This is a genomic window from Streptomyces sp. NPDC037100, assembly GCF_055606225.1.
Window position 1 is genome coordinate 274,963 of the sequence record NZ_JBVJSX010000007.1, and the last position, 18,991, is coordinate 293,953.

Annotated in this window: 17 protein-coding genes; 8 read left to right on the plus strand and 9 right to left on the minus strand. The window is 70.5% G+C overall.

The window, feature by feature from the left end; all coding sequences use genetic code 11:
* Positions 1–117 precede the first annotated feature (117 nt).
* The 4 genes from ACZ7EG_RS24270 to ACZ7EG_RS24285 all read left to right on the plus strand — a co-directional run bounded on the left by ACZ7EG_RS24270 (position 118) and on the right by ACZ7EG_RS24285 (position 5,414).
* A complete protein-coding gene (locus ACZ7EG_RS24270; protein ID WP_471082549.1) occupies positions 118–1,773 on the plus strand; it encodes a glycoside hydrolase family 13 protein in 1,656 nt (551 codons plus the stop codon).
* Between the two features lie 111 nt (positions 1,774–1,884).
* Positions 1,885–3,210 (plus strand): ABC transporter substrate-binding protein, encoded by a 1,326-nt coding sequence (locus ACZ7EG_RS24275; RefSeq protein WP_471082552.1) that lies wholly within the window; start codon positions 1,885–1,887, stop codon positions 3,208–3,210.
* Positions 3,211–3,216: 6 nt separating this feature from the next.
* Entirely contained in the window at positions 3,217–4,578 is a 1,362-nt protein-coding gene (locus ACZ7EG_RS24280; protein WP_471082555.1) for an ABC transporter permease, read from the plus strand.
* Complete coding sequence (locus ACZ7EG_RS24285) at positions 4,575–5,414, plus strand: carbohydrate ABC transporter permease (RefSeq protein ID WP_471082558.1); 840 nt, start codon at positions 4,575–4,577, stop codon at positions 5,412–5,414. Before ACZ7EG_RS24280 ends, ACZ7EG_RS24285 begins: the two co-directional genes overlap by 4 nt.
* Before the next feature lie 16 nt (positions 5,415–5,430).
* Here the strand turns inward: ACZ7EG_RS24285 and ACZ7EG_RS24290 are convergent, their stop codons facing one another.
* A complete protein-coding gene (locus tag ACZ7EG_RS24290) occupies positions 5,431–6,282 on the minus strand; it encodes an NAD(P)H-binding protein (protein WP_471082562.1) in 852 nt (283 codons plus the stop codon).
* Complete coding sequence (locus tag ACZ7EG_RS24295) at positions 6,279–6,707, minus strand: nuclear transport factor 2 family protein (RefSeq protein ID WP_471082565.1); 429 nt, start codon at positions 6,705–6,707, stop codon at positions 6,279–6,281. The genes ACZ7EG_RS24290 and ACZ7EG_RS24295 overlap by 4 nt, the downstream gene beginning before the upstream one ends.
* Before the next feature lie 128 nt (positions 6,708–6,835).
* On the opposite strand from ACZ7EG_RS24295, the gene ACZ7EG_RS24300 reads away from it, so the two are divergent.
* Positions 6,836–7,417: a TetR/AcrR family transcriptional regulator gene (locus tag ACZ7EG_RS24300; protein WP_471082568.1), complete on the plus strand. Its 582-nt coding sequence runs from the start codon at positions 6,836–6,838 to the stop codon at positions 7,415–7,417.
* Between the two features lie 83 nt (positions 7,418–7,500).
* On the opposite strand, the gene pgl is transcribed toward ACZ7EG_RS24300, so the two are convergent.
* The 5 genes from pgl to tkt are packed head-to-tail and all read right to left on the minus strand — an operon-like array spanning position 7,501 to position 14,196.
* Positions 7,501–8,286, minus strand: a complete 786-nt coding sequence (gene pgl / locus ACZ7EG_RS24305; protein WP_471082571.1) for a 6-phosphogluconolactonase — start codon at positions 8,284–8,286, stop codon at positions 7,501–7,503.
* Positions 8,283–9,416: a glucose-6-phosphate dehydrogenase assembly protein OpcA gene (opcA, locus tag ACZ7EG_RS24310; RefSeq protein WP_471082574.1), complete on the minus strand. Its 1,134-nt coding sequence runs from the start codon at positions 9,414–9,416 to the stop codon at positions 8,283–8,285. The genes pgl and opcA overlap by 4 nt, the downstream gene beginning before the upstream one ends.
* Positions 9,413–10,936 (minus strand): glucose-6-phosphate dehydrogenase, encoded by a 1,524-nt coding sequence (gene zwf / locus ACZ7EG_RS24315; protein ID WP_471082577.1) that lies wholly within the window; start codon positions 10,934–10,936, stop codon positions 9,413–9,415. The genes opcA and zwf overlap by 4 nt, the downstream gene beginning before the upstream one ends.
* A 4-nt stretch (positions 10,937–10,940) precedes the next feature.
* Complete coding sequence (gene tal, locus ACZ7EG_RS24320; protein WP_471082580.1) at positions 10,941–12,059, minus strand: transaldolase; 1,119 nt, start codon at positions 12,057–12,059, stop codon at positions 10,941–10,943.
* A gap of 34 nt (positions 12,060–12,093) precedes the next feature.
* Positions 12,094–14,196: a transketolase gene (tkt, locus tag ACZ7EG_RS24325; protein ID WP_471082583.1), complete on the minus strand. Its 2,103-nt coding sequence runs from the start codon at positions 14,194–14,196 to the stop codon at positions 12,094–12,096.
* Between the two features lie 383 nt (positions 14,197–14,579).
* Here tkt and ACZ7EG_RS24330 point away from each other — a divergent pair, with 383 nt between their 5' ends.
* The 3 genes from ACZ7EG_RS24330 (at position 14,580) to ACZ7EG_RS24340 (ending at position 17,155) form a co-directional block, all read left to right on the plus strand.
* Complete coding sequence (locus ACZ7EG_RS24330) at positions 14,580–15,497, plus strand: heme o synthase (RefSeq protein ID WP_471082586.1); 918 nt, start codon at positions 14,580–14,582, stop codon at positions 15,495–15,497.
* A 66-nt stretch (positions 15,498–15,563) separates the two neighbouring features.
* Complete coding sequence (locus tag ACZ7EG_RS24335; RefSeq protein WP_391208436.1) at positions 15,564–15,896, plus strand: hypothetical protein; 333 nt, start codon at positions 15,564–15,566, stop codon at positions 15,894–15,896.
* 152 nt (positions 15,897–16,048) lie between these two features.
* Positions 16,049–17,155 carry an amidohydrolase family protein gene (locus ACZ7EG_RS24340; RefSeq protein ID WP_471082589.1) on the plus strand — a complete coding sequence of 369 codons (1,107 nt, stop codon included), beginning with the start codon at positions 16,049–16,051 and terminating at the stop codon, positions 17,153–17,155.
* Here the strand turns inward: ACZ7EG_RS24340 and ACZ7EG_RS24345 are convergent.
* Entirely contained in the window at positions 17,152–18,159 is a 1,008-nt protein-coding gene (locus ACZ7EG_RS24345) for a COX15/CtaA family protein (RefSeq protein WP_471082592.1), read from the minus strand. The two genes, ACZ7EG_RS24340 and ACZ7EG_RS24345, sit on opposite strands and share 4 nt — an antisense overlap.
* A gap of 54 nt (positions 18,160–18,213) precedes the next feature.
* Positions 18,214–18,930 carry an ABC transporter permease gene (locus ACZ7EG_RS24350; protein WP_471083046.1) on the minus strand — a complete coding sequence of 239 codons (717 nt, stop codon included), beginning with the start codon at positions 18,928–18,930 and terminating at the stop codon, positions 18,214–18,216.
* Between the last annotated feature and the right edge of the window lie 61 nt (positions 18,931–18,991).

Consider the following 18,991-nt stretch of genomic DNA (forward strand, 5'->3'; position numbering starts at 1 on the left):
ACGCGGGCATCTCAACTCGCTGACTTTTGCCCCTGTATGTCCATATTTGGACACCCTAGCCTCTCGATATCTCCTGTCTTTTCATTGACACCCTCTCGACACGCCTACTTAACATGCATGCATAACCGCTGCCCTCCTCAGAGACAGGTCGATGGGTTGAACAGGCACCACTGGTGGCGAGACGCAGTGATCTATCAGGTGTACGTCCGCAGCTTCCTCGACAGCACCGGCGACGGCATCGGCGACCTCGCCGGCGTCCGGGCCGGACTGCCGTACCTCAAGAAGCTCGGCGTCGACGGGATCTGGCTGAGCCCCTTCTATCCCTCGCCGCAGCACGACCACGGATACGACGTGGCCGACTACTGCGACGTCGACCCGCTCTTCGGGGACCTCGACGAGTTCGACCGGCTGGTCGGGGCCGCGCGGAGGCTCGGTATCAAGGTGCTGCTCGACATCGTCCCGAACCACTGCTCCAGCGAGCACCCCTGGTTCCGCGAGGCGCTCGCCGCCCCCGCCGGCAGCCCGGCCCGGGCCCGCTTCCACTTCGCCGACGGCCGCGGCCCCGAAGGCGCCGAGCCGCCCAACAACTGGCACGCCATGTTCGGCGGCCCGGCGTGGAGCCGGGTGACCGAGCCGGACGGGACGCCCGGCCAGTGGTACCTGCACATGTTCACGCCCGAGCAGCCCGACTGGAACTGGCGCGACCCGGAGGTCGCCGCCGAGTTCGACCGGGTGCTGCGTTTCTGGCTCGACCGGGGTGTCGACGGCTTCCGCATCGATGTCGCCGCCGGCCTCTACAAACACCCCGAACTGCCCGACTCCGACGACCCGGAGGCCGACGCCCGCACCCGCGACTCGGTCAACCCGCTCGCCTGGAACCAGCCCGAGGTGCACGAGGTGTGGCGCCGCTGGCGCTCCATATGCGAGGAGTACACCGAGCGCGACGGCAGCGAACGCCTCCTCGTCGGCGAGGTGTCCGTGCCGACCGCCCGGGAGCACGCCCAGTACGTCCGCTCCGACGAGCTGCACCAGGCCTTCTTCTTCGACCTGCTCAGCGCCTCCTGGGACGCCGACGCCTTCCGCAAGGTCATCTCGGAGGCCATGCAGGACATCGCCGGGACCGGCTCCACCGTCACCTGGGTCCTCAACAACCACGACCAGGTCCGCACCGTCACCCGTTACGGCGAACCCGCCACCGAGGGCAGCGGCCTCGGTGCCGCCCGCGCCCGCGCCGCAGCGCTGCTCATGCTGGCCCTGCCCGGCGCCGCCTACATCTACCAGGGCGAGGAGCTCGGCCTGCCGGAGGTCGTGGACCTGCCCGACGACGTGCTCACCGACCCGATCTTCCGCCGCACCGGCAGCCGCGCCCGCATCCGCGACGGCTGCCGTGTGCCCCTGCCCTGGTCGGGCCAGGCCTCACCGTTCGGCTTCACGTCCGGTGTGGAGAGCGCCAAGCCCTGGCTGCCGCAGCCGGAGTACTTCGCCGAGTACGCCACCGACCGTGCCCTCGCCGACACCCGATCCTTCTGGCACCTGTACCGCGACGGCCTCCAACTGCGCGCCGCACTGCCCCAGTTGGGCGAGGGCACGCTGCGCTGGCTGGACGCCCCGCCCGGCGTCCTGGCCTTCGAGCGCGGCGACCTGGTGTGCGCCGTCAACTTCGGTACGGCCCCCACCCCCGCGCCGGTCTCCGGCTCCCCCCTGCTCGCCAGCGGCCCCTGCCCGTCCGGAGTGCTCTCCGGCTCGACGGCCGCCTGGTGGATCCGTTCCTGACCGCACCGCAAGCGGCATCCCCGTAAGCGGCATCCCGAAAGCGCCATCCGCGTAAGCAACATCCGCGCAAGCGAACTCCCCGCAAGCGAACCCTCCGAAGGGACATCAACGATGATGCGACGACGTACCACCCTGCTCACCGGCTGCACCGCTCTCGTCCTCGCGCTCGGCGCGACCGCCTGCGGCGGCGGACCCGTCTCCGCCGGCGGCGGTGACAAGGCCCTCAGCGGCCAGTCGATCACCGTCGCCGGCGTGTGGTCCGGCACCGAGCAGAAGAACTTCCAGAAGGTGCTGGACGCCTTCACCGAGAAGACCGGCGCCAAGACGCAGTTCGTGTCCACCGGCGACAACGTCTCCACCGTCGTCGGCAGCAAGATCGAGGGCGGCAACGCCCCCGACGTCGTGATGGTTCCGCAGGTCGGCGTGCTCAAGCAGTTCGCGCAGAAGGGCTGGCTCAAGCCGCTGTCGAAGAAGACCGAGCAGGCCGTCGACGCGGGATACGCCCCCGTGTGGAAGAAGTACGGCAGCGTCGACGGCACCCTGTACGGCCTCTACTTCAAGGCCGCCCACAAGTCGACCGTCTGGTACAGCCCCGACGCCCTCGAACAGGCCGGCGTGAAGCCGCCGAAGAGCTACGACGACATGCTCAAGGCCGGGCAGACCGTCTCCGACTCCGGCCTGGCCGCGTTCTCCGTCGCCGGGCAGGACGGCTGGACCCTCACCGACTGGTTCGAGAACGTCTACCTCTCCCAGGCCGGACCCGAGAAGTACGACGCCCTCGCCGCCCACAAGCTGAAGTGGACCGACGCGTCCGTCGTCGACGCCCTCACCACCCTCGGCAAGCTCTTCAAGGACAAGCAGCTCATCGCCGGCGGCCAGAAGGGCGCCCTGAACACCGACTTCCCCGGCTCGGTGGAGAAGGTCTTCGGCCCCGAGCCCGAGGCCGGCATGGTCTACGAGGGTGACTTCGTCGCCGGTGTGGCCAAGGACCAGTTCGGCAAGAAGGTCGGCGAGGACGCCGACTTCTTCCCGTTCCCGGCCGTCGGCGGCGGCGAGGCACCGGTCGTCAGCGGCGGCGACGCCGCCGTCGTCCTCAAGGACGGCAAGAACCAGAAGGCCGCCCAGGCCCTCTTGGAGTACCTGTCGACCCCCGAGGCCTCCGCGGTGTGGGCCGAGGCCGGCGGCTTCCTCTCCCCGAACAAGAAGCTCGACCTCGCCTCCTACAGCGACGACGTCACCCGCGCCACCGCCAAGTCCCTGGTCGAGGCGGGCGATTCGGTCCGCTTCGACATGTCCGACCAGGCCCCGGCCGCGTTCGGCGGCACGAAGGGCGCCGGCGAGTGGAAGCTGCTCCAGGACTTCCTGCGCGACCCGTCGGACCCGAAGGGCACCGCGGCGAAGCTGGAGGCCGCGGCGGCCAAGGCGTACCAGGACTGATACGCCATGACAGCGACCCTAGTGAAAGAGACGAGCTCCCCACCGCCCGGCCCGGTCGCCGACCGGACCCGGCGGCTGCGGCGGCGCGGGAAGATCATCGCCCTGCTGTTCGTGCTGCCCGCGCTGCTGCTGCTCGGCGCGCTCGTCGTCTACCCCGTGCTGTTCAGCATCGGCCGCAGCTTCTTCGACGCCCCGGGGACGAGCTTCGTCGGTGGCGACAACTACGCCGAGATGTTCCGTGACCCGGCGACCCTCAAGGCCGTCCGCAACACGGCCATCTGGGTCGTCATCGCCCCCGCCCTGCTCACCGGCCTCGGACTGATCCTCGCCGTGCTGGTGGAGAAGGTCCGCTGGGCGACGGCCTTCAAGCTGCTCCTCTTCATGCCGATGGCGGTCTCCTTCCTCGCCGCCGGCATCATCTTCCGCCTCGCCTACGACGAGGACCCCGACAAGGGCGTGCTCAACGCCGCGGTCGTCTCCGTCCACGACGCCTTCAAGGGGGAGTCCTCCTACCCGACGGCCCGGGCGCGTGACGCCCAGGGCCTGACGAAGGACAAGGACGGCTCGTACCGCACGAGTACGAGCGTGGCGCCCGGGGACGCGGTGGCGCTGGGCCTGGTCGGCGTACAGCCCGGCGACCTGCCGGGCGGGGCCGAGCCGGCGTACGCGGCGGCGGGGCGGAAGGCCGGCCCCGACGAACTGCGCGGTGTCGTCTACCTGGACTTCACGCCCGGTGGGGGAGGGGAGCAGGGCAAGGTCGACCGGCGGGAGAGCGGGCTGCCCGAGATGAAGGTCGAGGCGGTCCGCGACGGCGAGTCGATCGCCACGACCACCACGGCCGCCGACGGTTCCTTCCGCTTCGAGGGCCTCGCATCGGGCTCCTACGAGGTGAGACTGCCGTCGTCCAACTTCGCCCCACCCTACGAGGGTGTCTCCTGGCTCGGTCCGGCGCTGGTCACCCCGGCGATCATCGGCGCCTACCTGTGGATCTGGACCGGCTTCGCCATGGTGCTGATCGGCGCGGGCCTGTCGACACTGCCGCGGGACGCCCTGGAGGCGGCGCGGATGGACGGCGCGAACGAATGGCAGATCTTCCGCCGGATCACGGTGCCACTGCTGGCACCCGTCCTGTCGGTCGTCTTCATCACCCTCGTCATCAACGTGATGAAGGTCTTCGACCTCGTCTACATCATCGCGCCCGGGCCCGTACAGGAGGACGCGACCGTGCTCGCGACACAGATGTGGCTGGTGTCGTTCGGCGGCGGCAACAACCAGGGGCTCGGCAGTGCGCTCGGCGTGCTGCTCCTGCTGCTGGTCGTCCCGGCCATGGTGTTCAACGTCCGCCGTTTCCGAAGGAGTCAGCGATGAACGCGGTGCGGCGCGGACTGGGCAACGGAGTCGTCCAGGCCTTCCTCGTACTGGTGGGCCTGGTGTGGATGACGCCCCTGGCCGGGCTGTTCCTGTCCTCGCTGCGGTCCGCCGAGGACACGGCCAAGGGCGGCTGGTGGACGGTGTTCTCCAGCCCCGGGCAGCTGTCCTTCGACAACTACTCGGAGCTGCTGGGCAACGCCGGGATCACGCAGGCGTTCTGGAACACGGTGCTGATATCGGTGCCCACGACGGTGCTGGTCGTGGTGATCGCGGCACTCGCCGGGTACGCCTTCGCGTGGCTGGACTTCCCCGGGCGGGAGACGATCTTCCTGGTCGTGGTCGCGCTGCTGGTGGTGCCCGTGCAGATCGGGCTGCTGCCGGTCGCCAAACTCTTCGGCCAGCTGGGCCTGTTCGGCACGATCCCCGGTGTCGTCCTCTTCCACGTGGCCTACGGCCTGCCGTTCGCGGTGTTCCTGCTCCGGAACTACTTCGCCGAGATGCCGAAGGAGATGCTGGAAGCGGCCCGGATGGACGGGGGCAGCGAATGGCGCATCTTCACGCGGCTGGTGCTGCCCGTGGGGCGGCCCGCGATCGCCTCCCTGGCCATCTTCCAGTTCCTGTGGGTCTGGAACGACATGCTGGTGGCACTGCTGTTCGCGGACAGCACGTCACAGCCATTGACCGTGGAACTCCAGTCGCAGATACGTCAGTTCGGCAGCAACATCGACGTCCTGGCCCCCGGGGCGTTCGTGTCCCTGGTCGTCCCGGTCGTCGTGTTCTTCGCGTTCCAGAGGCACTTCGTGCAGGGCGTGATGGCCGGTTCGGTCAAGTAACCGCCCCCCGGGGGCTTCACCGGCCGTCCACCGCCGATGTCCACGCGCGTTCCACGTGAGCACGCAGACTGCGCGGCGGGCGGCCGGTGAGGCGTTCGACCGTGTCGGTGACCCGGTCCTCGGCTCCTTGGGCGATGGCGCCGTCGAGGGCCGCGAGCACAGCGGCGAACTCCGGGGGGAGATCCTGCGCCAGCCGGTCGCGCAGTTGCTCACAGGTGAGCCGCTGGTGGGTCACCGGGCGGCCCGTGACCTCGCTGAGGACGGCGGTCGCATCGGCATAACTCAAAGCCTCGGGACCGGTGATGACCAGGTCTCCCGCCACCCGCCCGTCGGTGGTCAGCGCGTGCGCGGCGACGGCGGCGATGTCGTCGGCGTCCACGAAGGCCACCCGCCCGTCGCCCGTCGCGGTCCGGACGGTGCCCTCTTCCCGGATGCTCCTGGCGTGCTCGTGGTCGCCGGTGAAGTTCTGCATGAACCACGACGGGCGCAGGGCCGCCCACGTCTCGAACAGCCGGGGCAGGGCCTGCTGCACCTGTCCGACGGCCGGGCCGCCGGAGGGTATCGCCGAGGAACCGAGCAGCACGGCCCGGTCCACCCCGACGGTGCGGGCCCGTTCCAGGAACGGCAGCATGACGGTGGCGGGGTCGGGGTCCCCGACCGGCGGGACCAGATAGAGCCGGTCCACGCCCCTCAGCGCCTCTTCGAACGTCCCCGGGTCGTACCAGTCGAAACGGACGGCTTCGGCACCGGCGACGGGCACCGCGCGGCGGCTCGCCGCCCGCACCATCCGCCCCCGCTCGGTCAGCAACCGGGCCACGCGTCCGCCGGTCGTGCCGGTGGCGCCGACGACGAGGGTGGCGGCAGTCATCGGCTGCTCCCGGCGAACTCGGCCGTGCCGTCCTGAGGGAGGGCGAGCGGGTTCCAGTAGTCGCGGTAGTGCGTGAAACGGCCGTCGGAGACCGTCACCACGGCGATGTACGTCATGTCGAACGGATCTCCGCTCTTCACCCACCGCCCCACTCCCCGCATCTCGACCACGACGGTCGCGGGGTCGTCGGTCCGGTGGATGGCCAGGTCGGGAAAGTCGTGCAGGTCGATGTGGTCGGGATAATCCCGCATGTAGTCGAGGACGGCCGCCTTGCCCTCCAGCCGCCTCGGCCACCCCGGGGGAGCGAACGGGAACTCGAGAACGCCGTCGTCGTCCCAGAGCGCGACCCAGGCGGCGATGTCCTTGTCGAGCAGCAGTCGCAGGCTGTGGCGGTACAGGTCGGCCGGTGGTGTGTACGGGGACATGGTCTTCCCTCCGATACGATGCGGACCGATGGTCCGCTTTCAAGATGAACCATACGGACCGGCGGTCCGCTTACGCAAGATACGGACCCGTGGTCCGCTTAATTGGCCGGAGGAATCGGAGGAGTCCCGTGCCCGACCGCAAGCCCCGCGCGGACGCCCTGCGCAACCGCGAGGCCGTTCTGGCGGCGGCCGACCGGCTCTTCGCCACGTGCGCGAGCCCCGAGGACGTCACCATGGCCGACATCGCCGCCGCGGCCGGCGTCGGCAAGGGCACTCTCTTCCGGGGATTCGGCGACCGCACGGGCCTGATCCGCGCGCTCCACGAGTCCCGGCTGGAGCCGATCCGGCGCGCGGTCGCCGAGGGTCCCCGCCCGCTCGGGCCCGCGACACCTCCAGCCGAACGCGTCCCGGCCCTGCTCGACGCGCTGCTCTGCTTCAAGCTCGACCACCGGCACCTGTCCGTGGCGCTGGAGGGCACGGGCAGCGACAGCCCCTACGGTGCCGCGCATTACGACTGGTGGCACGGGACGCTCCGGGACGTCCTGGCGCAGCTCCCCGGCTTCACCGACGCGGGCTTCACCGCCCACGCGCTGCTGGCCGCGGTCCGTGCGGACCTCGTCGACCACCTGACCGACCGGCAGCAGATGACGCGCGAGCGGCTGCGAGCCGACCTGGCCGCCTTCACCGCCCGGGTGCTGGGCGGAGACTGAGCTCGGGAAAACCGGAGCGGCCGGACCCCCGCGCTCAGGGGTTCCGGCCGCTCCGGTTCAGGGCCGATCGGCGTTCGTGCCGGTCAGGCCGACGCAGGCGGGTACAGGGAACGCGGCAGTTGCGAAGCCGCCGCCCCGTCCAGGAGCCACAGTGTCCGGCTCCTGCCGTACGCCCCCGCCGCGGGGGCCTGGATCTCTCCTGCTCCCGACAGGGCGATCGCCGCCGCCTGGGCCTTGTCCTCACCCGCGGCCAGGAGCCATACCTCCCGCGCCGCCCGGATCGCCGGCAGCGTCAGCGTCACCCGCGTCGGCGGCGGCTTCGGCGCGCCGTGGACGCCGACGACCGTACGCTCCGTCTCACGCACCGCCGGCAACTCCGGGAACAGCGACGCCACATGCGTGTCCGGCCCGACGCCCAGCATCAGCACGTCGAACGTGGGCACGGGCCCGTGGTTCTCCGGGCTCGCCGCGGCTGCCAGCTCCTCCGCGTACGCGGCCGCCGCCGCGTCCACGTCGGTGCCGTGCGGCCCGTCCGACGCGGGCATCGCGTGCACCCGCTTCGGATCGAGCGGCACCGAGTCGAGGAGAGCCTCCCTCGCCTGGGTGACGTTGCGCTCGGGGTCGCCCTCGGGCAGGAACCGCTCGTCGCCCCACCAGAGGTCGAGCCGGCTCCAGTCGATCGCGTCCCGGGCGGGCGCCGCAGCCAGCGCGGACAGCAGCCCGTTGCCGTTGCGGCCCCCCGTGAGGACCACGGACGCCGAACCCCGGGAGGCCTGCGCGTCCACGATCCTGGTGATCAGCCGGGCCGCCGCGGCCTGCGCCATCAGCTCCTTGTCGCGGTGGACGACCAGCTGCGGTGCCGTACTCACTTCGTCGTCGCCTTCCGTACCGGTTCCAGCGCGGGCGGTTCCTGCCTCACCGGTTCCTCCGCCGTCGCTTCCGAAGCGGGTGCTTTCGCGGCAGCTTCGACGGGAGCGGGGAGGGCGAGTCGTGCTCGCCCGTCACTTTTGGGCTCTCCGCGCTCTCCTTTGGCGACCGAGTCCCCGGGCACCCGCGGCGCCGGGCCCGACCAGGGCGACTTCAGCCGGTCCACCCCGTACCGCAGCGCCGACGCGTACGTGTCGTCCGGGTCCAGCCGCCGCAGCTCCTCCGCCATCAGCTCGGCGGTCTCCCTGCGCTTGAGCGCGACGGCCCGGTCCGGCTGGCCCTCGATGGAGAGCGTCGCCAGCGAGCCGTCGGCACGGTCCAGCTTGATCGGGCCGCAGTTGGTGTCCATCCGGACGGCCGTCAGACCGGGGCCGCTGGACAGCGAGCGCTTCACGGGGACGTCCAGCCGGTCCGCGAGCCACATCGCCAGCAGCTCGCAGCTCGGGTTGAACTCCTCGCCCTCCACCTCGACGCCCCGGACCTCGCAGGTGACCTGGTCGAGGGCCGCCGCCAGCATGGAACGCCAGGGCGTGATGCGGGTCCAGGACAGGTCCGTGTCGCCGGGGGTGTAGGTCCCCGACCGGGTCGCCAGGTCCCGTACCGGCTGCTCGGAGGCGTACGTGTCGGTGACGCGGCGCTGGGCGAGGGCACCCAGGGGGTCCTTCGCCGGGTCGAGCGGCGCGTTCACCGGCCACCACACCACCACCGGGGCGTCCGGCAGCAGCAGCGGCAGCACCACCGACTGGGCGTGGTCCGCGACCTCGCCGTACAGCCGGAGCACGACCGTCTCGCCGGTGCCCGCGTCCGCGCCGACCCGGACCTCCGCGTCCAGGCGGGACTGCGTGCGGTCGCGGGGCGAGCGGGAGACGCGCTTGATGACGACGAGCGTGCGCGAGGGATGCTCGTGCGCGGCGTCGCTCGCGGCCTTCAGCGCGTCGTAGGCGTTCTCCTCGTCCGTCACGATGACCAGCGTGAGCACCATGCCGACCGCCGGGGTGCCGATCGCTCGGCGGCCCTGCACCAGGGCCTTGTTGACCTTGCTGGCCGTGGTGTCCGTGAGGTCTGTCTTCATGGCCGGCGCCAGCTCCGTCCGTCTCGCTCGAGCATTTCGTCCGCCTCGACGGGCCCCCAGGTACCGGCCTGGTACTGGGCGGGCTTGCCGTTCTTGTCCCAGTACTCCTCGATCGGGTCGAGGATCTTCCAGGACAGCTCGACCTCCTCGGTGCGCGGGAAGAGGTTCGAGTCACCGAGCAGAACGTCCAGGATGAGACGCTCGTACGCCTCCGGGCTGGACTCCGTGAAGGACTCGCCGTAGGCGAAGTCCATCGACACGTCACGGATCTCCATCGACGTGCCCGGCACCTTCGAGCCGAAGCGGACCGTCACGCCCTCGTCCGGCTGGACGCGGATGACGATCGCGTTGGAGCCGAGCTCCTCGGTGGCCGTGGAGTCGAAGGGGGAGTGCGGGGCCCGCTGGAAGACGACGGCGATCTCCGTCACCCGGCGGCCCAGCCGCTTGCCGGTGCGCAGGTAGAAGGGGACGCCCGCCCAGCGGCGGTTGTCGATCTCCAGCTTGATCGCGGCGTACGTGTCGGTCTTCGACGAGGCGTTGATGCCGTCCTCGTCGAGATAGCCGATCACCTTCGCGCCGCCCTGCCAGCCGGCCCCGTACTGGGCGCGCACGGTGTCGCGGCCCATGTCCTTCGGCAGCTTCACGGCGCCGAGGACCTTGGTCTTCTCGGCGGCCAGCGCGTCCGCGTCGAAGGAGGCCGGCTCCTCCATGGCCGTCAGGGCCATCAGCTGGAGCAGGTGGTTCTGGATGACGTCACGGGCGGCGCCGATGCCGTCGTAGTACCCGGCACGTCCGCCGATGCCGATGTCCTCGGCCATGGTGATCTGCACGTGGTCCACGAAGGACCGGTTCCAGATCGGCTCGAACATCGTGTTGGCGAAGCGCAGCGCCAGGATGTTCTGGACGGTCTCCTTGCCCAGGTAGTGGTCGATGCGGAAGACCTGGTCCGGGGCGAAGACCTCGTGGACGACCTTGTTGAGCTCCTCGGCCGACTCCAGGTTGTGGCCGAACGGCTTCTCGATGACCGCGCGCCGCCAGGACCCGCCCGTCTGGTCGGCCAGCTGGTGCTTCTTCAGCTGCTGGATGACCACGGGGAAGGCCGACGGCGGAACCGACAGGTAGAAGGCGAAGTTGCCGCCGGTGCCCTGTGCCTTGTCCAGCTCGTCGATCGTGGAGCGCAGCCGCTCGAACGCGTCGTCGTCGTCGAAGGTGCCCTGCACGAAGCGCATGCCCTGGATGAGCTGCTGCCAGACCTCCTCGCGGAAGGGCGTGCGGGCGTGCTCCTTGACCGCGTCGTGGACCTCCTGCGCGAAGTCCTCGTGCGCCCACTCGCGGCGGGCGAAGCCCACCAGTGAGAAGCCCGGCGGCAGCAGACCCCGGTTGGCGAGGTCGTACACGGCGGGCATGAGCTTCTTGCGGGACAGGTCGCCCGTGACGCCGAAGATGACCAGGCCCGACGGCCCCGCGATACGCGGGAGCCGTCGGTCCGCCGGGTCACGCAGCGGGTTGCTGCTCGACACCTGTTCAGCCCTCCGAGGGGGCGAGGCGCTGAAGCTCGGCCTCGGTCGACTTCAGCAGGTCGGTCCAGGACGCCTCGAACTTCTCGACGCCCTCTTCCTCCAGCAGCCGGACCACGTCGTCGTACTTGATCCCGAGCTTCTCGACCGCGTCGAGGTCGGCGCGGGCCTGCTCGTAGGTGCCGGCGATGGTGTTGCCGCGGATCTCGCCCTGCTCCTCCGTGGCGAACAGGGTCGCCTCCGGCATGGTGTTCACCGTGTTCGGCGCGACCAGTTCGTCGACGTAGAGGGTCGGCTTGTAGGCCTTGTCCTTCACGCCGGTGGACGCCCACAGCGGACGCTGCTTGTTGGCGCCCGCCTTCTCCAGGGCGCTCCAGCGGTCCGAGGAGAAGACCTCCTCGTACGCCTGGTAGGCCAGCCGGGCGTTGGCGACGCCGGCCTTGCCGCGCGCGGCCTTGGCCTCGTCGGTGCCCAGCGCGTCGAGCCGCTTGTCGATCTCGGTGTCCACGCGGGACACGAAGAACGACGCCACGGAGTGGATCTGCGACAGGTCCAGGCCGCGCTCCTTGGCCTTCTCCAGGCCCTCCAGGAACGCGTCCATGACCAGGCGGTAGCGCTCCAGCGAGAAGATCAGCGTGACGTTGACGCTGATGCCCAGGCCGATGGTCTCGGCGATGGCCGGGATGCCCGCCTCGGTCGCCGGGATCTTGATGAGCGTGTTGGGCCGGTCCACCAGCCAGGCGAGCTGCTTGGCCTCGGCGACCGTCGCCCGTGTGTTGTGCGCCAGACGCGGGTCGACCTCGATCGAGACCCGGCCGTCCTGGCCACCGGTGGCGTCGAAGACCGGGCGCAGGATGTCGGCGGCGTCACGGACGTCCGCCGTCGTGATCATGCGGATGGCCTCTTCGACGGTGACCTTGCGGGCGGCGAGGTCGGTCAGCTGCGTGTCGTAGCCGTCGCCCTGCGAGATCGCCTTCTGGAAGATCGACGGGTTGGTGGTGACGCCCACGACGTGCTGCTGGTCGATCAGCTCGGCGAGGTTGCCGGACGTGATCCGCTTGCGCGACAGGTCGTCCAGCCAGATCGCCACGCCTTCCTCGGAGAGGCGCTTGAGTGCGTCTGTCATGGAAATTCCATCTCCTACGTGTCGTATATGAGCGTCAGCGCTGAGCTGCGGCGATCGATTCCCGCGCGGCGGCGGCCACGTTCTCGGCGGTGAAGCCGAACTCGCGGAAGAGCACCTTGCCGTCGGCCGAAGCACCGAAGTGTTCCAGGGAAACGATGCGGCCGGCGTCCCCCACGTACTTGTGCCAGGTGAGGCCGATCCCGGCCTCCACCGCGACACGGGCCCGGACGGACGGCGGCAGGACGCTGTCCCGGTACCCCTGGTCCTGCTGCTCGAACCACTCCACGGACGGCATGGACACCACACGTGTGGGCACGCCGGCGCCCTGGAGCTGCTCGCGCGCCTCGACGGCGACGTGCACCTCCGAGCCGGTCGCGATGAGGATCACCTCGGGCGCTGCGCTCTGCCCTTCGGGCCCTTCGGCCTCGAACAGCACGTAGCCGCCCTTGGCCGCGTCGTCGTTGGGCTCGTAGGTCGGCACGCCCTGACGGGTCAGCGCCAGACCGTGCGGCTGGCCCTTGCCGAACTCCTTCGTCCAGCGGTTGAGGATCTCGCGCCAGGCGATCGCGGTCTCGTTGGCGTCGGCGGGGCGCACGACGTTCAGGCCCGGGATCGCGCGCAGCGCGGCGAGGTGCTCGACCGGCTGGTGGGTCGGGCCGTCCTCACCGAGGCCGATGGAGTCGTGCGTCCACACGTACGTCACCGGCAGGTGCATCAGCGCCGACAGCCGCACCGCGTTGCGCATGTAGTCGGAGAAGACCAGGAACGTGCCGCCGTAGATGCGGGTGTTGCCGTGCAGCGCGATGCCGTTCATCTCGGCGGCCATCGCGTGCTCGCGGATCCCGAAGTGGATCGTGCGCCCGTACGGGTCCGCCTCCGGCAGCGGGTTGCCCGCCGGGAGGAAGGAGCTGGTCTTGTCGATGGTGGTGTTGTTGGAGCCGGCCAGGTCGGCCGAGCCGCCCCACAGCTCGGGGATGACCCCGCCGAGGGCCTGCAGCACCTTGCCGGAGGCGGCACGCGTCGCGACGCCCTTGCCGACCTCGAAGACCGGGATCTTCTCCTCCCAGCCGGTGGGCAGCTCACCCTTGGCGACGCGGTCGTACTCCGCGGCACGCTCGGGGTTGTTGTCCCGCCACTGCTGGTAGGCCTTCTCCCACACCGCGCGGGCCGCCTGGCCCCGCTCCAGCGCCTTGCGCGTGTGCGAGATGACCTCGTCGGAGACCTCGAAGGTCTGCTCCGGGTCGAAGCCCAGCACCCGCTTGGTCGCCGCGACCTCGTCCTCGCCCAGCGCCGAGCCGTGCGCGGCCTCGGTGTTCTGCGCGTTCGGGGCCGGCCAGGCGATGATCGAGCGCATCGCGATGAACGACGGCCGGTCGGTGACCGCCTTGGCCTTCTGGATCGCCTCGTAGATCGCGGCCGGGTCCAGGTCGCCGTTCTCCTGCGGCTCCACGCGCTGCACGTGCCAGCCGTAGGCCTCGTACCGCAGAGCGGTGTCCTCGGACACGGCCGTCTCGGTGTCACCCTCGATCGAGATGTGGTTGTCGTCCCACAGCAGGATCAGGTTGCCGAGCTTCTGGTGACCCGCCATCGACGAGGCCTCGGCGGAGATGCCCTCCTGCAGACAGCCGTCACCGGCGATGCAGTAGACGAAGTGGTCGAACGGCGACTCGCCCTCGGCGGCCTCCGGATCGAACAGACCGCGCTCGTAGCGGGCGGCCATCGCCATGCCCACCGCGTTCGCGACACCCTGCCCGAGCGGGCCCGTGGTCGTCTCCACACCGGTCGTGTGCCCGTACTCCGGGTGGCCGGGGGTCTTCGAACCCCACGTGCGGAAGGACTTCAGATCGTCCAGCTCCAAGCCGAAACCGGCCAGGTACAGCTGGGTGTAGAGGGTCAGGGACGAGTGGCCGGCGGACAGCACGAAGCGGTCCCGTCCGACCCAGTCGGCGTCCGCCGGGTCGTGCCGCATCACCTTCTGGAAGAGGGTGTAGGCGGCAGGCGCCAGGCTCATCGCCGTACCCGGATGGCCGTTACCGACCTTCTGTACGGCATCGGCGGCCAGGACACGCGCGGTGTCGACGGACCGCTGGTCCAACTCGGTCCACTCGAGGTCTGTGGTGGTCGGCTTGGTGCTCACCCTGGGTCAGGGCTCCTCTCCACATGTCGGATGCCGGTGTATCGGGGCGCCCACCGGCCGCAGTCGAGCCTACCCCCGTGGGACGTGCGTTTTTTCGAGTCGGTCCAGAGTGCCGGGACGGATCCCGATCCGCTTCCTGACTGGGCCGTACCGCATTCGACAGGTGAATACGGAGCCGCTCATCCGGGTGCTCAATCGAGCTTCGGCGCGCCCTTCGGAAGGTGCCCGCCAACACGACCCGACCCCCGCGAATGTCCGAGTCTGGGCAACGTCTAAAGTGGCGTGGTACGCGCGAGCCTTTACCGGGACTTCACTGCGGTGAGGCTTGCTGGGATGTCTCTGTAGGGGTGTGCGTGACGGCCGTTGAATCCCGTCCAGCGGGGATGATCGGGGCGGACCAGAGCCCGGCCCACCGGCCGCTCGGGGCCCGTGTCATGGCATTCGTGGCTCTCACCAAGCCGCGGATCATCGAGCTGCTGCTGATCACGACGGTGCCGGTGATGTTCCTGGCGCAGCAGGGCGTGCCCGACCTGACGCTGGTGCTGCTGACGTGCCTCGGCGGCTACATGTCCGCGGGCGGCGCCAACGCGCTCAACATGTACATCGACCGCGACATCGACGCGCTCATGGACCGCACCTCGCAGCGCCCGCTGGTCACCGGCATGGTCAGCCCGCGCGAGTGCCTGGCCTTCGGCATCACGCTGGCCGTCGCCTCGACGCTGCTGTTCGGCCTCACCGTGAACTGGCTGAGCGCCTGGCTCGCGCTCGGCGCGCTCCTCTTCTACGTCGTCGTCTACACGATGATCCTCAAGCGCCGTACCTCGCAGAACATCGTGTGGGGCGGCATCGCCGGCTGCCTGCCGGTGCTGATCGGCTGGTCCTCGGTCACGAACTCGATGTCGTGGGCGCCGGTCATCCTCTTCATGGTCATGTTCTTCTGGACGCCGCCGCACTACTGGCCGCTGTCCATGAAGGTCAAGGAGGACTACGCGCGCGTGGGCGTGCCCATGCTGCCGGTGGTCGCCTCCAACAAGGTCGTCGCCAAGCAGATCGTGATCTACAGCTGGGTCATGGTCGCCGTCTCGCTCCTCCTCACCCCCCTCGGCTACACCGGCTGGTTCTACACCTCGGTGGCCCTGCTGGCGGGCGGCTTCTGGCTCTGGGAGGCACACGGCCTGCAGAACCGCGCGAAGGCCGAGGTGACGGGCGCGAAACTGAAGGAGATGCGCCTGTTCCACTGGTCGATCACCTACGTGTCGCTGCTCTTCGTGGCGGTCGCGGTCGACCCCTTCCTGCGCTGACGCCCTGACGTAGGTCACAGGCCCCTGCCCTCGCCAGTCGATCTACCGGTGAGTAGCATCCTGGCCATGGCAGACACGCAGCAGGTTGACCCGAAGGCCGAGCGCAAGGTGGCCCGGCTGGCCAAGCAGATCTCCTCCTTCTCCCAGGCCCACGGCGGCGCCGAGGGCCAGGTCGCCTACCTCGGCGAGCGCGGCGCCCGCATCGTCCTGGTCGGCGAGGACGGCAACTGGGGCGACCTGGTCGCCCCCTCCTACGAGATCGCCGAGAAGGCCGTGGAGAAGTCGGGCATCACCCGCCACGAGTCCTTCGACGGCGAATTCGCCGCGAAGGTCAAGACCGGCCGCTACGAGTGGTCGCGCATGGCGGGCATCCAGGTGGGCGGCCCCAAGAACGACTGACCCTCTTGGGGGCGCGGGGGAACCGCGCGACCAGCCACAACCGTCCCGCACCCGCCAAAGTCACCGGTGCTCCCACCACGGCCCCGCGACCTCACACCCGGTTCACCCGTTAGGACCCTTGAGAACAACAGGGTCCACACCGGGGAGCCCGGATGATCGAAACGCCGTCCTTAGTGGACCAGTACTGCCACGGAGTGCTGCGCACGGAGCTGGGCCTCGGCACCTTCGAGGCCCACCTCAGCCGCACCGAGGGCCCACCCGCGCCCGGCACCACCCTCTTCGACACCCAGACCGGCTTCGCCGTGCGGCGCTGGTGCCCGCCCCTGCTCGGCCTCGAACCCCACTGCGCACCCGCCCGCTACCTGGCCCGCCGCCGGGAACTGGGCGTCCTCGAGTCCGGCCGCCGTCTCCTGCGCGGCAGCGGCATCACGACGTACCTGGTCGACACCGGGCTCCCCGGCGATCTGACCGAACCCGGCGAGCTGGCCGGCGCGGGAGCCGCCCAGGCCCGCGAGATCGTGCGCCTGGAACTCCTCGCCGAGCAGGTCGCCGACACCTCCGGAACCGTCGAGTCCTTCCTCGCCAACCTCGCCGAGTCGGTGCACACGGCCGCAGCCAACGCCGTGGCCTTCACCTCGGTCGCCGGCGTACGGCACGGCCTCGCGCTCGCGCCGGAGCCGCCCGGGCCGGGGGAAGTGCGCGGCGCGGCGGGCCGCTGGCTCGCCGGGCGAGGCGTCGGCGGGGAGCTGAGCGACCCGGTGCTGCTACGGCATCTGCTGTGGAGCGCGGTCGCCTCGGGGCTGCCGCTCCAGCTGCACGCCGGGCTGGGCGCACCGGGGCTGCGGAACGACCGTACGGATCCGGTGCTGCTGACGGACTTCGTACGGGCCACCGCCGGTCTCGGCACGGACCTGGTCCTGCTCCACGGCTACCCGTACCACCGGCAGGCCGCCCATCTCGCCGGTGTCTTCCCGCACGTCCACGTCGACTGCGGCGCCGCCCTGGTCCGCACGGGCGCCCGGGCCGCGACCGTCCTCGCGGAGATCCTGGAGCTGGCCCCCTTCGGCAAGATCCTCTTCTCCACCGGCGCGCAGGGCCTGCCCGAACTGCACGTGGTGGGGGCCCGTCTGTTCCGTGAGGCCCTCGGGCGGGTGCTCGGCACCTGGGTCGCCGAGGGCGCCTGGTCACTGGCCGACGCGCAGCGGGTCGCCGGGATGCTGGCGTCGGGGAACGCCTGCAGGGTGTACGGGCTGGACTAGGCCTTGGTCAGGGTCGCTTCGGCGGCGGGGCCGGGCAGGTCGGTCACGGCCTGAGGCCGTTCCCGCAGCGACAGCACCACCCGCAGCACCCAGATCCACATCACGGCCGAGCCCAGCATGTGCAGGCCGACCAGGACCTCGGGCAGGTCGGTGAAGTACTGGACGTAGCCGATGACGCCCTGCGCGAGCAGGATCAGGAACAGCTCGCGGGTGCGGTTCAGCGGGTTCCTCGGCGCGTCGACCGCCTTGAGGACGAACCACAGGGCGAACGTCAGCGTCACCACGATCCACGCCAGCACGGCGTGCAGCTTGCTCACGGTCTCCCAGTCGACCGGCATCCGCTCGACCTCGCTGGAGTCGCCCGCGTGCGGGCCCGCGCCGGTGACGACCGTGCCGACCAGGATGAGCAGGACGGCCGCCGCGACCAGGAACCACACCAGCTGCCGCACGGCCTGGCCGACCAGCGGGCGCGGCGCCGCGTCGCCCTCACGGGTGCGCTGCCACATCACCGTGGCGACCGCGATGAGCGCGGACGTCGCCACGAAGTGGGCCGCGACCGTGTACGGGTTGAGACCGACCAGCACCACGATGCCGCCGAGTACCGCGTTGCTCATCACGATCCAGAACTGCGCCCAGCCCAGCCGCACGAGGCCCCGCCGGTACGGCTTCTGCGAGCGCGCGGCGACGATCGCCCAGCCGACGGCCGCGCACAGCACGTAGGTCAGCATGCGGTTGCCGAACTCGATGGCGCCGTGGAAGCCCATCGCGCTGGTGGCGGTGAGCGAGTCGTCGGTGCACTTGGGCCAGGTCGGGCAGCCCAGGCCCGAGCCGGTCAGGCGTACGGCGCCGCCGGTGACGACGATGATCACCGACATCAACAGCGCGGAGAGCGCCGCGCGCCGGACCGTCCGGGGTTCCGGGGTCCAGCGCTCGGCGATGAAGGCGAGCGGGTTGCGCAGGGCGGCCTGGGCGTCGGCGCGGGTCACGTGTGGCACGCGAACCATCGTAGGCCGCCGCTTGTGCATACGTTCACGAGGGTCCGTCACGGGACACCGTCCCTACTCCCAGCGGAAGAACTTCCCGGCCGCAGCCAGGCCCACGACCGCCCACACGGCCAGGATCCCGAGGTCGCCCCAGGGCATCCCGGCGCCGTGCTGGAGCACGTCCCGCAGCCCGTCGGACAGCGCCGCGACGGGCAGCAGACCGAGGACGTCCTGCGCGCCGGGGGGGAACTTGTCGAGCGGTACGACGATCCCGCCGCCCACGAGCAGCAGCAGGAACACCAGGTTGGCCGCGGCCAGCGTCGCCTCGGCCTTCAGCGTTCCGGCCATCAGCAGGCCCAGGCCCGAGAAGGCCGCCGTGCCGAGGACCAGGAGCAGCAGGACGGCGAGGGGGTTGCCCTGCGGCGACCAGCCGAGGGCGAAGGCGATCACCGTCAGCAGGATCACCTGGAGCACCTCGGTGACCAGGACGGACAGCGTCTTCGCCGTCATCAGGCCCCAGCGGGGCAGGGGCGAGGCGGCGAGCCGCTTCAGCACGCCGTAGCGGCGCTCGAAGCCGGTGGCGATGGCCTGGCCGGTGAACGCGGTCGACATCACCGCGAGGGCGAGGATGCCGGGCGCGAGGAAGTCGACCGCCTCTCCGGCGCCGGTGTCGACGATGTCCACGGTGCTGAAGAGCACCAGGAGCAGGGTCGGGATGACGACGGTCAGCAGCAGCTGCTCGCCGTTGCGCAGCAGCATCTTCGTCTCGAGGGCGGCCTGGGCCGCGATCATGCGGGGCAGGGGCGCCGCGCCGGGCTTCGGCGTGTACGTTCCGGTGGCGGTCACGAGCGCA

Excerpts from the sequence above, each read along its gene's own strand:
- ACZ7EG_RS24340 (WP_471082589.1), top strand. The coding sequence starts at position 16,049 with ATGATCGAAACGCCGTCCTTAGTGGACCAGTACTGCCACGGAGTGCTG.
- opcA (WP_471082574.1), bottom strand. The coding sequence starts at position 9,416 with ATGAAGACAGACCTCACGGACACCACGGCCAGCAAGGTCAACAAGGCC.
- ACZ7EG_RS24275 (WP_471082552.1), top strand. The coding sequence starts at position 1,885 with ATGATGCGACGACGTACCACCCTGCTCACCGGCTGCACCGCTCTCGTC.
- ACZ7EG_RS24290 (WP_471082562.1), bottom strand. The coding sequence starts at position 6,282 with ATGACTGCCGCCACCCTCGTCGTCGGCGCCACCGGCACGACCGGCGGA.
- ACZ7EG_RS24345 (WP_471082592.1), bottom strand. The coding sequence starts at position 18,159 with ATGGTTCGCGTGCCACACGTGACCCGCGCCGACGCCCAGGCCGCCCTG.
- ACZ7EG_RS24330 (WP_471082586.1), top strand. The coding sequence starts at position 14,580 with ATGATCGGGGCGGACCAGAGCCCGGCCCACCGGCCGCTCGGGGCCCGT.
- ACZ7EG_RS24270 (WP_471082549.1), top strand. The coding sequence starts at position 118 with ATGCATAACCGCTGCCCTCCTCAGAGACAGGTCGATGGGTTGAACAGG.
- tal (WP_471082580.1), bottom strand. The coding sequence starts at position 12,059 with ATGACAGACGCACTCAAGCGCCTCTCCGAGGAAGGCGTGGCGATCTGG.
- ACZ7EG_RS24335 (WP_391208436.1), top strand. The coding sequence starts at position 15,564 with ATGGCAGACACGCAGCAGGTTGACCCGAAGGCCGAGCGCAAGGTGGCC.
- ACZ7EG_RS24295 (WP_471082565.1), bottom strand. The coding sequence starts at position 6,707 with ATGTCCCCGTACACACCACCGGCCGACCTGTACCGCCACAGCCTGCGA.
- ACZ7EG_RS24285 (WP_471082558.1), top strand. The coding sequence starts at position 4,575 with ATGAACGCGGTGCGGCGCGGACTGGGCAACGGAGTCGTCCAGGCCTTC.
- ACZ7EG_RS24280 (WP_471082555.1), top strand. The coding sequence starts at position 3,217 with ATGACAGCGACCCTAGTGAAAGAGACGAGCTCCCCACCGCCCGGCCCG.
- ACZ7EG_RS24350 (WP_471083046.1), bottom strand. The coding sequence starts at position 18,930 with ATGATCGCGGCCCAGGCCGCCCTCGAGACGAAGATGCTGCTGCGCAAC.